The 13,876-nt window shown below is 69.7% G+C and carries 11 protein-coding genes; 9 read left to right on the forward strand and 2 right to left on the reverse strand.

What is annotated here, in order from left to right:
* The first annotated feature begins 40 nt into the window (after window positions 1-40).
* The 9 genes from SACMADRAFT_RS11980 to SACMADRAFT_RS12020 all read left to right on the forward strand — a co-directional run bounded on the left by SACMADRAFT_RS11980 (window position 41) and on the right by SACMADRAFT_RS12020 (window position 9,449).
* On the forward strand, window positions 41-1,486 hold the full coding sequence (locus SACMADRAFT_RS11980; RefSeq protein WP_009154084.1) for an aldehyde dehydrogenase: 1,446 nt from the start codon (window positions 41-43) through the stop codon (window positions 1,484-1,486).
* Window positions 1,483-1,938 carry a Zn-ribbon domain-containing OB-fold protein gene (locus SACMADRAFT_RS11985; protein WP_009154085.1) on the forward strand — a complete coding sequence of 152 codons (456 nt, stop codon included), beginning with the start codon at window positions 1,483-1,485 and terminating at the stop codon, window positions 1,936-1,938. The genes SACMADRAFT_RS11980 and SACMADRAFT_RS11985 overlap by 4 nt, the downstream gene beginning before the upstream one ends.
* Window positions 1,935-2,420 (forward strand): Zn-ribbon domain-containing OB-fold protein, encoded by a 486-nt coding sequence (locus tag SACMADRAFT_RS11990; RefSeq protein WP_009154086.1) that lies wholly within the window; start codon window positions 1,935-1,937, stop codon window positions 2,418-2,420. The genes SACMADRAFT_RS11985 and SACMADRAFT_RS11990 overlap by 4 nt, the downstream gene beginning before the upstream one ends.
* Entirely contained in the window at window positions 2,413-3,489 is a 1,077-nt protein-coding gene (locus tag SACMADRAFT_RS11995) for an LIPID TRANSFER PROTEIN/KETO ACYL-COA THIOLASE LTP4 (RefSeq protein ID WP_009154087.1), read from the forward strand. The genes SACMADRAFT_RS11990 and SACMADRAFT_RS11995 overlap by 8 nt, the downstream gene beginning before the upstream one ends.
* Window positions 3,486-4,652 (forward strand): thiolase domain-containing protein, encoded by a 1,167-nt coding sequence (locus SACMADRAFT_RS12000; RefSeq protein WP_009154088.1) that lies wholly within the window; start codon window positions 3,486-3,488, stop codon window positions 4,650-4,652. The genes SACMADRAFT_RS11995 and SACMADRAFT_RS12000 overlap by 4 nt, the downstream gene beginning before the upstream one ends.
* Window positions 4,649-5,848 carry a thiolase C-terminal domain-containing protein gene (locus tag SACMADRAFT_RS12005; RefSeq protein ID WP_009154089.1) on the forward strand — a complete coding sequence of 400 codons (1,200 nt, stop codon included), beginning with the start codon at window positions 4,649-4,651 and terminating at the stop codon, window positions 5,846-5,848. The genes SACMADRAFT_RS12000 and SACMADRAFT_RS12005 overlap by 4 nt, the downstream gene beginning before the upstream one ends.
* Window positions 5,845-7,428: a fatty-acid--CoA ligase FadD8 gene (fadD8, locus tag SACMADRAFT_RS12010; protein WP_009154090.1), complete on the forward strand. Its 1,584-nt coding sequence runs from the start codon at window positions 5,845-5,847 to the stop codon at window positions 7,426-7,428. The genes SACMADRAFT_RS12005 and fadD8 overlap by 4 nt, the downstream gene beginning before the upstream one ends.
* Before the next feature lie 90 nt (window positions 7,429-7,518).
* Window positions 7,519-8,964, forward strand: coding sequence for a serine/threonine-protein kinase (locus SACMADRAFT_RS12015; RefSeq protein ID WP_009154091.1), 1,446 nt, complete (start codon window positions 7,519-7,521; stop codon window positions 8,962-8,964).
* Window positions 8,965-9,038: 74 nt separating this feature from the next.
* Complete coding sequence (locus SACMADRAFT_RS12020) at window positions 9,039-9,449, forward strand: hypothetical protein (protein ID WP_040925664.1); 411 nt, start codon at window positions 9,039-9,041, stop codon at window positions 9,447-9,449.
* An 808-nt stretch (window positions 9,450-10,257) separates the two neighbouring features.
* Here the strand turns inward: SACMADRAFT_RS12020 and pepN are convergent.
* Together pepN and pqqB are read right to left on the reverse strand one after the other, a co-directional pair.
* A complete protein-coding gene (gene pepN / locus SACMADRAFT_RS12030; protein WP_009154094.1) occupies window positions 10,258-12,816 on the reverse strand; it encodes an aminopeptidase N in 2,559 nt (852 codons plus the stop codon).
* Between the two features lie 54 nt (window positions 12,817-12,870).
* Entirely contained in the window at window positions 12,871-13,764 is an 894-nt protein-coding gene (pqqB, locus tag SACMADRAFT_RS12035; RefSeq protein ID WP_009154095.1) for a pyrroloquinoline quinone biosynthesis protein PqqB, read from the reverse strand.
* Window positions 13,765-13,876 lie beyond the last annotated feature (112 nt).

Raw genomic sequence — 13,876 nt, forward strand, 5'->3', positions numbered from 1 at the left:
CGGGTGGGCCGGACAGCGGGGTCGACAGCGAGGAGCACGCATGCGGGTGTACAAGGAGCTCTACATCGGTGGCCGGTGGACCACCCCTGCCACGGACAGCGCCATCGAGGTCGTCTCGCCCCACTCCGAACAACTCGTGGGGCGCACACCCGAGGGCGGCGCCGACGACCTCGACGCCGCTGTGGCGGCGGCCCGCGAGGCGTTCGACAACGGTGAGTGGCCGCGACTGGACCCCGCCGAGCGGATCGCCGCCGTGCAGCGCTTCGCCGACGCCTACCGTGCCCGGCAGGACGAACTCGCCGAACTGATCAGCACCGAGATGGGCGCGCCCATCTGGTTCTCCCAGATCGGTCAGGTCGGCGCCACCATGATGGCACTCGACTCCTACCTCGCCGCCGCGCGCGACACCAAGTGGGAAGAGCGCCGCACCGGCGCGTTCGGCGGAGAGGTCGTCGTCCGCCGCGAACCCGCGGGCGTCGCCGGGATCATCACACCCTGGAACGTGCCGCACTTCGTCACGATGGCCAAGCTGGCGCCCGCGCTGCTGGCCGGATGCACCGTGGTGCTCAAACCACCGCCGGAATCACCGCTGTCCGGCCTGGCCCTCGCCGAGATCCTCGACGAGGCGGGCCTGCCGGAAGGGGTCGTCAGCGTGCTGCCCGCGGGCCGCGAAGTCGGTGAACGCCTCGTCACCCACCCGGGAGTCGACAAGATCTCCTTCACCGGCTCCACGGCGGCAGGCAGGCGCATCGCCTCGCTGTGCGGTCAGGACCTGCGCCGGGTCACCCTGGAGTTGGGCGGCAAGTCGGCGGCGATCATCCTCGACGACGCCGACCTCGGCCAGACCGTCGAACGCCTGCAGCTGGCGTCACTGATGAACAGCGGACAGGCGTGCATAGCGCAGACCCGCATCCTCGCCTCACGGAAGCGACACGACGAGGTGGTGGACGCGCTGGCGGAAATGGTCGGCGGGCTGACCATCGGCGACCCACTCGACCACGGCAACTACATCGGCCCGCTGGTCGCGCGCCGCCAGCAGGAGCGGGTCGAGAACTACATCCGCATCGGTCAGGACGAAGGAGCGAAAGTCGCCGTCGGCGGGCCTGGCAGGCCCGAAGGGCTGGACAGCGGCTGGTACGTCAGGCCGACCGTGTTCGCGGGCGTCGACAACTCCGCGCGCATCGCCCAGGAGGAGATCTTCGGCCCGGTACTGGCCGTGATCCCCTACGACGACACCGAGGACGCCATCCGCATCGCCAACGACTCCGAGTACGGCCTCGCGGGATCGGTGTGGACCTCGGACGTGGAGCACGGCCTCGACGTGGCCAGGCGCATCCGTACCGGAACCCTCGGCATCAACCAGTACCTGCTGGAGTTCAACGCCCCGTTCGGCGGCTTCAAGGCCAGCGGTATCGGGCGCGAGTTCGGTCCGGAGGGCATCGACGGTTACGTCGAACTCAAGTCCGTCGCCCTGCCGATCGGATGAGCACCCCCGCGCCCGGCGGCCACGGCAGCCTCTGCGCGCCGTACACGCTGCAGTTCCCCTTCGAGCGCACCGTTGGTCCCAAGCTCGGCACGTTCTTCGCCGGGTTGAAGGAGAAGCGGCTGTTCGGAGTGCGGGCTCGGCGCGGCGTCCTGTGCCCGCCGCTGGAGTTCGACCCCGACACCGGCGCCGAGACCGGCGAACTGGTGGAGCTGCCGCCGACCGGCACGGTCACCGTCTGGACCTGGGTCCGGTCGCGGCCGGGCGACCCGGTGGCGCACGACTTCGCCTGGGCGCTCGTCGAGATCGACGGCACCGCCGGTTCGCTGCTCCACGCGGTCGACGTGGAGGCCGACCCCACCCGCATGACGAGGGGGATGCGGGTGCGGGCGCGGTGGCGCGGCGAACGTGTCGGCGACCTGCGAGACATCGAGTGTTTCGAGGTGGAACAGTGAGTGAACCGTCGGCACCGACCCTGCCCGAGCCGCTCACCACCATGGCGAGCCCGTTTCGCATGGACTACACCTACGTCGCGGGCACCGGCCGGTCGGTGTTCCTGCGCGGCCTCGCCCAAGGCAGGATGCTCGCGCGACGCTGCCCCGGCTGCGCGCAGGTCTACCTGCCGCCGCCGGAGTTCTGCTCCCGCTGCCTGAGCCCGCTGGGGGAGCCGTTCGAACTGGACGGGCGCGGCCTGATCTCCACCTTCTGCGTGGTGAGCTTCCCCTTTCCCGGGCAGGTCCACCAGCCGCCGTACGTGGTCGCGCACATCCAGGTACACGGCACGGGGACGCGGCTGATGCACCTGGTCCGCGAGATCGAGCCCTCCGACGTGCGGATCGGCATGGAGGTGGAGCCGGTGTGGGTCGACGAAGGTGAGCGGGAGAACTCGTTGACCAGCATCCGCCACTACCGTCCCGCCGGGGGCGGTCATGCGTGAGGTAGCCGTGGTCTCGTTCGCCCAGTCGCCGTGCCAGGCCGCCAACCGCCACGACGACATGGCGGACATCCTGCTGCCCGTGATCAAGCAGGCGCTGGGTGCGGTGGGACTCGACCGCGACGACATCGACTTCTTCGTCTCGGGAAGCCACGACTTCTTCGAAGGCCGCACGTTCTCCTACATCGAGTCACTGGACGCGGTGGGCGCGTGGCCGCCGATCTCGGAGTCACACGTCGAGATGGACGCCGCGTGGGCGTTCGCCGAAGCCTGGTCCTGGCTGCAACTCGGCGAGGGCGACATCGCACTGGTCTACGGCATCGGCCGGGGCTCGCTCGCCGCCGACCTGGACCAGGTGCTGCCCACACAGCTGGACCCGTACCTGCTCGCGCCGCTGCGTCCACACCGCGACGCGCTGGCCGGCCTGCAGGCGGCCGCACTGATCGATGCGGGGCTCACCAGCGAACGCCACCTCGCCGAGATCGTGGTGCGCTGCCTGGCCGCCGCGGTGGACAACCCCTACGCCCAGAAATCGGGGCAGCTCGACGTCGAGGAGATGCTCCGCGCGCCGTACATCAGCACACCGTTGCGCGAACACGACGTCGCCCCCGTCGGCGACGCGGCCGCGGTGGTGGTGCTCGCGGCGGGCGACGCGGCGCGCGGGCTCAGCGACCGGCCCGCGTGGGTACGCGGCCTCGACCACCGCATCGACACCCACTATCCGGGAGTGCGGGATCTGACCCGGTCGGACTCGGCCCTCCTCGCCGCCGCGCGGGCGGCCGAACAAGCCGGGTTCGCGGCATCCGAAGTGGACATCGCCGAGCTGCACACCGAGTACAGCTACGCGGAGCCGCTGCTGGTCAAGGCACTCGGCCTGCGAGCAAGCGCGGTCAACCCCTCCGGCGGCCCGCTCGCAGGCCGCCCGGTGACCGCAACCGGGCTCATCCGCATCGGTGAGGCGGCACGCCGCATCATCGACGGCGCGGCGCAGCGGGCGCTGGCCCACGCCACCAACGGGCAGGTGCTGCAACACAACCTCGTCTGCCTGCTTTCGGGGGAGGCAAGGGCATGAGCAAGGCACTCGCGGTCGTCGGAGTCGGCCAGAGCAAGCAGGCCAAGCGCCGGGAGGTGACCATCGCGGCGATGGTGCGGGAGGCGGTGCGAGGCGCGCTGCAGGACGCCGAGCTCACCTTCGCCGACATCGACGCCGTGGTGCTCAGCAAGACCCCCGACCTGTTCGACGGCGTGATGAACCCCGAGCTGTACCTGGCCGACGCGATGGGCGCGGTCGGGCTGCCGGTGACGCGGGTGTTCACCGGCGGCAGTGTCGGCGGCCACGCCGCCATCTACGGTGCCCACCTGGTGGCGGCCGGGTTGGCGCGCCGGGTGCTCGTGGTCGCCTACTCCAAGGAGTCCGAGGGCGACTTCACGTGGGCGCTGTCGCGTCCACTGCCGTTCAGCGCGCAGCTGGGCGCGGGCGCGGGCGGCCACTTCGCCCCGGTGGTCCGCGAGTACATCCGGCGGTCGAAGGCTCCCGAACACATCGGCTGGAAGGTCGCGGTCAACCACCGGCTCAACGCCACCCGCAACCCCTACGCGCACGTGCAGCGCCCCGACATCACGATCGAGCAGGTGCGCAACTCACCGATGCTGTGGGACCCGATCCGCTTCCTGGAATCCTGCCCGTCCTCCGACGGGTCCTGTGCCGTGGTCATCACGGGGGAGAACGACGTGCCGAGCACCGCCCGCCCGCCCGCGTGGATACACGGCATGTCCTGGCGCACCGAGACCGGCCACTTCGCCGGTCGCGACGAGGTCAACCCCCGCGCGGGGCAGGACTGCGCTCGCGACGTCTACCGGCAGGCCGGGATCAGCAGTCCCGCCGATGAACTCGACGTCGCCGAGCTCTACATCCCCTACAGCTGGTACGAACCGATGTGGCTGGAAAACCTCGGCCTGGCCGAGGAACACCGAGGCTGGCGGCTCGTGGACGACGACCGCACCGCATTCGACGGCGACCTGCCCGTCAACCCCTCCGGCGGCGTGCTTTCCGGCAACCCGACCGGAGCCACGGGGCTGCTCCGGTTCGCGGAGGCGGCGCTGCAGGTGCGCGGCATGGCTGGGCAGCACCAGGTGGACGGCGCGCGCCGCGCGGTGGGGCACGCCATGGGCGGAGCCTCGCAGTTCCACGCGCTGTGGGTGGTAGGCAGCAGCCGACCGGGGATCACCACATGAGGGCGTTCGTGGCAGGGGTCGGCATGACCCCGTTCACCAGGATCGGCTCCGAGGTCACCTACCCGGACCTGGTCGGCGACGCGGTGCGCGCCGCTCTCGCCGACGCAGGCGTCGAGTACCCAGCGTTGCAGCGTGCGGCGGTCGGGTACGTGTTCCAGCCGTCGGCGGCGGGTCAGCGGGCACTCTACGACCTCGGACTCACCGCACTCCCGATCGTCAACGTGAACAACAACTGTGCCACCGGGTCGACAGCGCTCGTGCTCGCCCGCGATTGGGTCCGCAGTGGACTGTGCGACGTCGCGTTGGCCCTCGGTTTCGAAAAGATGACCAAGCAAGCGATGACGGGCGGTTCGGCGGGCATCACCACGGTCGACGCGCACCTCGACGTCATGGTGTCCGCCCACGGCTGGACGCAGGATGCTCCGATGACGGCACAGTTCTTCGGCAATGCCGCCCGCGAGCACATGCAACGCTACGGCACGACGGTGCGCGACCTGGCAAGCGTGGCGGTCAAGAACCACGAGCACTCCACCCGCAACCGGCTCGCGCAGTTCCAGCGGCCCTACACCCTCGACGAGGTGCTCGCCGACAAACCCGTGCACGGACCGCTGACGCGCTCACAGTGCTCCCCGATGTCCGACGGAGCGGCCGCCGCGGTGGTGGTGAGCGAGCGGTTCGTCGAGCAGCACGGTCTCGCCGACCGTGCGGTGGAGATCGTCGCGCAGAGCCTGGTCACCGACACCGAGGAGTCGCTGCGTTCCGGCTCGATGATCGACGTGGTGGGCGCGCCGATGACCCGGCAGGCCACCCGGGAGGTCCTCGACGCCGCGGAAGTGGCGATCGAGGACGTGGCCGTGCTGGAGGTGCACGACTGCTTCTCCATCAACGAGATCATCACCTACGAGGCGATGGGCATGTGCGCACAGGGCGAGGGCGGTTCGCTCGTCCGCAGCGGTGCCACGACCTACGGTGGCCGCTGGGTGGTCAACCCGTCGGGCGGCCTGATCTCCAAGGGACACCCGCTCGGCGCCACCGGCCTCGCCCAGTGTGCCGAACTCACCTGGCAGCTGCGTGGCACCGCAGGCGAGCGTCAGGTGCCGGGGGCACGACTCGGACTCGCGCATAACCTGGGGCTGGGCGGCGCCTGTGTCGTCACGCTGTACCACGCCCCGCAGGACGGGAGGGAACTCGCATGACCATGGACATGAGGCAGCCGAACCACCTTGGCCACCTGATCATCTCGGCCCTGCACCGCCATCGGGACAAGCCCGTGCTGGTACTGGGGGAGACCACTTTGACCGGTCGGCAGACCGCACAGCGGGTCAGCCAGTACGCGCAGGCGTTCGAGGCACTCGGCGCGGGCACCGGTGCCTCGTCGGCCCTGCTGTCCACGAACCGTCCCGAGGTGTTGCTCATCATCGGCGCGGGCCAGGTGCTCGGTTCACGGCGCACCGCGCTGCACCCGCTCGGGTCACTGGACGACCACGCCTACGTGCTCGACGACGCGGGCATCTCCACACTCATCATCGACCCGGTGCCCTCGTTCGTGGAACGTGCGCGGGGACTGCTGGAGAAGGTGCCCGGACTGCGGCAGGTGCTCACCATCGGACCGGTGCCCGAGGCGCTGGCCGATACCGGTGCGCGTGACCTGGCCGAGGTGGCGGCGACCTTCGAGCCGCGACCGCTGGAGGCGGCCGACCTCCCGCCCGACCACATCGTTTCCATCACCTACACCGGCGGCACGACCGGCAAGCCGAAGGGCGTCATCGGCACCGCGCAGGCCATGACCACCATGACACAGATCCAACTCGCCGAGTGGGAATGGCCGAGGGCGCCGAAGTTCCTGGTGTGCACGCCGCTGTCGCACGCGGGCGCGGCGTTCTTCGCACCGACGCTGATCAAGGGCGGTTCGCTGGTGGTGCTGCCGCGGTTCGACCCCGCCGAGGTGCTGCGCACGATCGAGGAGCAGCGCATCACGGCGACCATGCTGGTGCCCACGATGCTGTACGCGCTGCTGGACCACCCCGACTCGCGCACCCGTGACCTGTCGTCGCTGGAAACCGTGTACTACGGCGCCGCCGCCATCAACCCGGTTCGGCTGCGGGAGGCGATCGAGCGGTTCGGCCCCATCTTCGCGCAGTACTACGGACAGTCGGAGGCGCCGATGGCGATCAGCTACCTCGGCAAGGACGAGCACGACGAGGCCCGGCTGGCCTCGTGTGGCCGTCCTTCGGCGTTCGTGCGAACCGCGCTGCTCGACGAGAACGGCAACCAGGTGGCGCCGGGCGAGCCCGGCGAGATCTGCGTGGCCGGGCCGCTGCTGGCAGGTGGCTACTGGAACAAGCCGGAGGCCACGGCGGAGGCCTTCCGGGACGGGTGGCTGCACACCGGTGACGTGGCCAGGCAGGACGAGGACGGCTTCCTGTTCATCGTAGACCGCGTCAAGGACATGATCGTCACCGGCGGGTTCAACGTTTTCCCCCGCGAGGTCGAGGACGTCGTCGCCGCTCACCCTGCCGTAGCGCAGGTCGGCGTGATCGGCACCCCCGACGAGAAGTGGGGTGAGGCCGTCACCGCGGTGATCGTGCTTCGCGAGGGGCACCCGGCCGACGAGGAGTCGATCGCGAAACTCACCGAGGAGATCGTCGCGTCCGTCAAGGAGCGAAAGGGCTCCGTCCAAGCTCCCAAGCATGTGATCGTCGCCGACTCGCTGCCGCTGACCGCTCTGGGCAAACCGGACAAGAAGGCGCTCAGGGAGACCGTGAAGCTCCCATAGGCGGTCCACCTCGGCCGGGTGCGCGAAACGGGCAGGTAAGATCACGTCGAGTTCCATTTCGTAGCACCGCGGCCCGGCTGGAGTTGCCCCTTGACGGACGAGAGTCAACTGGTCGGGGGCCGCTACCGGTTGGGGGAATGGCTCGGAACCGGCGCGATGGGCGTGGTGTGGAAAGGCGAGGACGAGCGCCTGCACCGCACGGTGGCGCTGAAGCGCCTGCACCTGCAACCGCAGCCGGGGTCACCGACCGCGGACGTGCGGGCCCGTGCGATGCGGGAGGGACGCATCGCCGCGCGCCTGCTGCACCCCAACGCCATCGCCGTCTTCGACGTGATCGAGGACGAGGGCGATCCGTGGCTGGTGATGGAGTACCTGCCCTCCACCAGCCTGGCACAGGTCATCGCCGAGCGAGGCAGGCTCGAACCGGCCGAGGTCGCCGCCATCGGCAGGCAGGTGGCGGCGGCACTCGCGGCCGCGCACCGGTCGGGGATCGTGCACCGAGACGTCAAGCCCGCCAACGTGCTGCTCGCCGAGGACGGGACCGCCAAGATCTCCGACTTCGGCATCTCCCGTGCGGCGGGCGATGTCACGCTGACCGCGAGCGGATTCGTGGCCGGGACCCCGGCCTACTTCGCGCCGGAGGTCGCCAGGGGCAACGACGCCGACTTCCGCTCCGACGTCTTCTCGCTGGGTTCGACCCTGTACCATGCCATCGAGGGCGCGCCGCCGTTCGGCACGCAGGACAACGCGATCGCGTTGCTGCACAAGGTTTCCCAGGGCGAGATCGAGCCGCCCGGTCATGCGGGCCCACTGCGCCCGGTGCTGCTGAAGTTGCTCGACCCCGATCCCGACGCCCGGCCGGACATGGCGCAGGCGGCGGCCGAACTCGCCAGGTTGTCGGCACCAGCGACGCCGCGGGCGGATGTCAGCACGTCGTCGGACCGGCCCGGCACGGTCGCTGCCGCCGCGCGCAAGCGATCCACCTTGGTGGCGGCGCTGGCACTGGTCATCGTGCTGGCAGCGGGGGCGGCGGGTTGGTGGCTGCTCAGCCGGGAGGAACGGTCCCATACCGGGGCGTCCGGCATGGCCGCGTCCCGCGAGGCGGACCGGCCTTCCGCAGGCTCGGGTACGGTGAACCCGACCGGGCCGTCCGCTCCGGCGTCCCCCACAACGGAAACTACCTCGGCGCCGTCGAGTTCCTCGGAGCCCGACAAGCCCGCCACCGACCCGGCACGCCGACTCGAGTCGGCGCTGCGCGCTTACTACGCGCTGATACCCGGCGATCTGCGTGCGGGTTACGACAGGCTCACCGAGCGCTTCAAGCGCACCCGCACCCCGAGCTTCGCCGACTACGAGGCATTCTGGAGCCGGATGAGGTCGGTACGGGTGAGCGACGTGAGGGCGGGCCGTGGCAACACCGTGACCGCGACGATCACCTACTTCTTCGTGGGCGGCGGTTCGACGACGGAACGGCACGTCTACACCCTTGTCGAGCAAGGCGGCACGATGGCGATCGACTCACAGTCCTACGCGTAGCCGACGACCCGTGACCGGTGATCCTGTGCCGAATCCTGCCCTTCCTCGGTGGTTCGAGTCACTAGACTGCCCCCGTGATCAATATCTTGGCCGGGCTCATGGGCGCGTTGCTGGGCTTCTCCGGCGCGTTGCTGGGGGCCTGGATCAAGAGCAGCGGTGAGCACCGGCGGTGGTTACGCGACCAGAAGCTGGCCGGTGCGGCCGAGATGGTCGGCGCGGGCACCAGCATCTACGAGTACCGCAGCGGCGGCAAGTACTGGCTGGAATCGTTCGAACCAAGCGAGTTGCGCGAGTGGCAGTCGCGGTTGCAGCAGGGTCGCGCGGTGATCCACCTGTTGTGCACGCGGGAAACCCGTGAGCACGCGGACTCCTTCGCCAGGTCGTGCTGGCGCGCCAAGCGTGGTGACGGCGAGCACGAAGACGTGACTGTCGCGGCGCTGCGCGCCTTCAATGTCGCGCTGCGCAAGGAGATCGGCAGCGAGTAGGCCGCCGAAGCCTGCCACGGCCGTGATCACGGCCGCGGCTTCACCGCCTCGCCGCCTGCCCGGTATCGCGATGCAGCACCAAGCCTGGGTATTGTCGTTGTCGTTGTCGTTGTCGTTGTCGTTGTCGTTGTCGTTGTCGTTGTCGTTGTCGTTGTCGTTGTCGTTGCCGTTGCCGTTGCCGTTGCCGTTGCCGGGACGATCCTTCTCCGGCGCCGTGACGGAACTGTGCCGCAGGGTCGGCTGGTGGGCGTATTGCGCGGCCGCCCCCCATACGCCGGAGCTGGAAGCCGACCTGCCGTGCAGCCGAGAACCGCGAGGACCGGCCGGGGACCGGCTACCGTTGTCGCCTGCGCACGGTTTGCGGGTCATTGCGGCTGCCTGCATCGCGGTCACCGGTCGCGTCATCCAGCTCCAGGTGCGTGCATGCGTTCACCGAGTAGCCGGTGACGAGTGGTCTACACCGGACTCGTCGGTGAACCGGCGACTGAACTGGCGTTCGAACCGGTACTACTCTCGACAGCTGGCGGGCAGCGCGGACACCCTCACCCCATCGAGTTCGAACGCATGTTCGATGTCTGCGGTAGTGTGGAGACATCGAACAGTTGTTCTACGGTCTTGGAGGAAACCTCGATGTTCTCGTCGCTGCTGTCCAATGCGGACCTGCGAACCTGCGGACCTCGAGCGAACGGGTGGTGCTACGCCAAACGCGGTGCTCGCCGCCGGGGGTGAGGGTTCGACTGGCGAGGCGGCACCAATCTTCGCCATGGCACCTGTCCGACCGTGCGTTCAGGAGCGCGGGACGCGATACTCACCCGGCACGGGTGCGCACCGCGTCCCGCGCTCTGGCTGCCCGTGCGAGCGCCAGTTCCCCTCGCTGTTCGAGCAGGACACGCAACAGTTCCTGGGGCAGCCTGCCCCGCTGTAGGACGTCGTCGGTTCGGGCGAGCACCTCCTGCTCGGCGTCGGTGACCCGTGGATAGAGGCCGCGTGCCACGCTGCGAGCGCACTCGGGCCCCTCCGCCTGCCACACGGACTCTAAAACCGTGAAGTAGCGCTCCGCGTACGGCGTCAGGACGTCCTCCTGGCCGGGCTGGCGAAACCCTGCCATGATCGCCTGGCGCTCGGCCAAGGAGTGAGCACCACTGAACACGCGGTGCCACGACTGCTCCTTGGCCGAGGGTCGCGGCCGTGCGGCCTCGACCGACAGCGCGCGTCTTCGGCCGTCCGAACGAGGTTCGGCCGCCAGTTCGGCGGCGACGAGGTCCTCCACCGGGCGGCCGTGAGCGGACAGCCGCAGCAGCGCCCGCCAGCGAAGATTCCTGTCGATCGTCAGTTCCTGCCATGGTGGGCGGCGCAGCGCCATGTCGTACAGCAGGCTGTCGTGCTCGGCTGCCGCGGAGCGGAGCAGCGCATCGGCCAGGGCGAGCTGCCGGTCGAGTCCCGTTGCCAGGTCCAACTCGCCCCGCAGGTGAGTGTGCATCGCGTGCAGCAGCGGCGCGGTGTTGGAGCGTTCGCCGTAGTCGATTGCCGCGACCACCGCGCGGCCACACAGCAGCCGCAGCGACTCGGCGTCCTTCTCCAGCGGTGCGTGCCTCAGCACGGTCGCCACGAACACGCGGGCGGCCAGCCGCGCGTCAAGCACGTCGTCCCACAGCGCACCCCAAGCCACGGCACGCGCGGTCGGATCGGCGAGTGTGGCTATCGCGTTCAGCAGCGCACGCCGGGAAGCCGGGTCGAGGCGCACCTTGATGTGGGTGCGCCCGTCGTCGTTGGGCAGCACCAGATCAGCCGCCCGACACGGTGCTCGTACGGAGCCACGCCGGTCGAGGTGCAGCACGGTGTTGTGCCGCAGTCGCAACCCGGGGCCGTCACTGGTGTAGCAGCCGATCCGTGGTTGCAGCCGCCTGGGATGCGGAGGCGGGTCGCTCAAGTGCACGGCTGTCGCCCCGGAACCCGGGCGGAACACCTCAACGACGTCCACCCCGGGTTGCGCCAACCACTCCTCGGCCCACTCGGTCAGATCGGTGGCCGTGGCCGACCGCAGCGACGCGAGTAGGTGGTCGGGGTCTGCCGTGCTCCACGCGTGGTGCTCGACAAAGCGGCCCAGGCCATCGACGAAGCCCTCCCAGCCGACGTGGTCGGCGAGCTGAAGCAGCACCGAGGCACCCTTGTCGCGTGCGATCGCATCGAAGCTCGCCCTCGCCGTGCCGGTATCGGGAACGTCCTCGGCAACCGGCCGGCTGGTGGGCAGCCGGTCCGCGTGCCGCGCCCGCGCACGGACGCGCTGCTCGAACTGCGGCCAGCCCGTGCCGAACGGGGTCACCGCCTGTTGCGCCTGCGCGGCCAGCATCGTGGCCATGCCCTCCCGCAGCCACAGCCCGTTCCACCAACGAATACCGACCAGACCCCCGAACCACATGTGCGCCATGGCCCGCAGTAGCACCTCGGCCCGCCGTCGCCGCCTGGTGGCAGTCGCCGTAGCGCCGCAGAAGAGCAGGTTCTCGTCGACGACGACACACCCCGGGTGTTCGGCAGCGGAAACCGCGCACTCGGGCACGAAGACGTGGTCGTACTTCGCGAACGGGTAGGGCCGCTTCAGCAGCCGCTCGTAGTGGTCCAAGCCGTGGCCGATCAACTCGAACAGTTCCTCGGCGGCCGACTCCAACTCCTCGGACAGTCCCGGACGGGCGCACAACATGAGCGGAAGATCGCCGTGGCGACCGTTGACCCGGTGAAACGGCCCTGCCACCAGAGTGGTGAGGTACGGAGGCAACGGCGGAGTGGGGGCGAACGCCCACAGCGCGCGACCGCCCGGCAACGGTTCGGGTTCACCGACCGGCTCGGTGTTGGCCAGCACCCGCCACCGCTCGTCCACGGTGATCACGGGCTCCAGCGTCGCCCGCAGATCCGGCTGGTCGAAGCAGGGGTACACGCGGTGGGCTTCGAACGGCCGGAACCTCGTGTGCAGGTAAGACTGCCCGTCCTCGGGGTCGCGGAAGCGGTGCAGGCCCACACCCGACCGTCCGTACGCAGCCGCGCCAACCACGCGCACCACGTTCTCGCCCGCCACGGTGGGCACATAGACGCGTTCGGCGTGGTATGCCCCTGTGTCAAGGGTCGTTCCGTTGCACTCGACGAACCACGGGCTGCCCGCGAAGTCGAGGAAGGTCAGCGTGTTTCCGCTGCGCGCGCGGAACCGGATCGTGGCGTCGCAACGGAACCGGTCGTCGGCCGCGGTCAGATCAAGGTCCACCCGGTAGCGCACGTCCGACACCAACTCGGCTCGGGCGGCCGCTTCGCGCCTTGTCAGGTTGCCATTCTCGACGAGGCTCGGAAAACTCTCCCCCGAACCGGTCGGCTGCGTCATCTCGCGGCCACCGCCGGTGCGTTCCTCGGGCCCGGCCCCCGGCCGCTCATGAGTTCACAGCTCCACCTCGAGGCCTGCCCTGCCGACCTCCACGCCCATTTTCGTGAGCAGTTGGTGTTCGGGGGATTCCGGGTCGAGGATGGGATTGGTGTTGTTCACGTGCGTGTACACCTTGCGTTTCGCGGGCAGCCGGGCGAGCATACGCAGCGAACCGTCGGCGCCGCCGACGGCAAGGTGCCCCATGTCGCGGCCGCGACGGGTTCCGGTGTTGCCGCGCGTCATCTCGTCGTCGGTGAAGAAGGTGCCGTCGATCATCACACAGTCCACGCCGTCGAGCCGCGCCGCGAAGTCGGCGTCCCAGCGCGGCACCGTCGGGGCGTACACGGCGGTGCCGCCGGTGACGGTATCCCGCAGGTGGAAGCCGATCTCCCAGTCGGCGAACGGCTTGGGATGGCGGACGTAGCGTGGTGGTTTGCTGCCTGTCGGGAACGCTGTGACCTGCAGCTGCTCGTCGAGTTCCACGGTGTCGCCGGTGCGCAGCTCGCGCCATGACAGCTCGGCATAGTCGGCGAGAAGTTCGCTGACCGGGAAGTCGCTGCCGAGTGCGTCGAGTACGGGCGGCGTCGCGTACACCGACAGCGGCGATCCTTCCCGCAGTACGAGCAGGCCGATGGTGTGGTCGAACTCGGCGTCGCTGAGCAGCACGCCCGCCACCGGGGTGTCGCGCACCCCCGGCCCCGGGTGCAGGGACGGGGTGGCCGCGATCTGGTGGTGCACGTCGGGGGTGGCGTTGAGCAGGAACCAGCGCTGCCCCGTGCCGGAGACGGCGAGGCCCGCGTGAAACGATGCGGCGCCGGGCCGCTCCCGTGCCTTGCGGCAGCCGGTGCACGCGCAGTTCCACTGTGGATAACCACCACCGGCGGCGACGCCCAGGCAACGCAGCAACATGGCATCCTCCTCGCGACCGCTGAAACCATGGCTGCTGAGCACACCATTGGGCAACTGATCAACGACTAGTGGGCGGCTTTTCGTCACGAACGGAAGGCGGCCGCGAACGAAT

Source organism: Saccharomonospora marina XMU15, assembly GCF_000244955.1.
GTDB classification, from domain to species: domain Bacteria; phylum Actinomycetota; class Actinomycetes; order Mycobacteriales; family Pseudonocardiaceae; genus Saccharomonospora_A; species Saccharomonospora_A marina.

Coding starts and splice junctions, on each gene's coding strand:
- SACMADRAFT_RS11985 (WP_009154085.1), top strand. CDS start 1,483: ATGAGCACCCCCGCGCCCGGCGGCCACGGCAGCCTCTGCGCGCCGTAC.
- pepN (WP_009154094.1), bottom strand. CDS start 12,816: ATGACGCAGCCGACCGGTTCGGGGGAGAGTTTTCCGAGCCTCGTCGAG.
- SACMADRAFT_RS12000 (WP_009154088.1), top strand. CDS start 3,486: ATGAGCAAGGCACTCGCGGTCGTCGGAGTCGGCCAGAGCAAGCAGGCC.
- SACMADRAFT_RS12005 (WP_009154089.1), top strand. CDS start 4,649: ATGAGGGCGTTCGTGGCAGGGGTCGGCATGACCCCGTTCACCAGGATC.
- fadD8 (WP_009154090.1), top strand. CDS start 5,845: ATGACCATGGACATGAGGCAGCCGAACCACCTTGGCCACCTGATCATC.
- SACMADRAFT_RS11980 (WP_009154084.1), top strand. CDS start 41: ATGCGGGTGTACAAGGAGCTCTACATCGGTGGCCGGTGGACCACCCCT.
- pqqB (WP_009154095.1), bottom strand. CDS start 13,764: ATGTTGCTGCGTTGCCTGGGCGTCGCCGCCGGTGGTGGTTATCCACAG.
- SACMADRAFT_RS11995 (WP_009154087.1), top strand. CDS start 2,413: ATGCGTGAGGTAGCCGTGGTCTCGTTCGCCCAGTCGCCGTGCCAGGCC.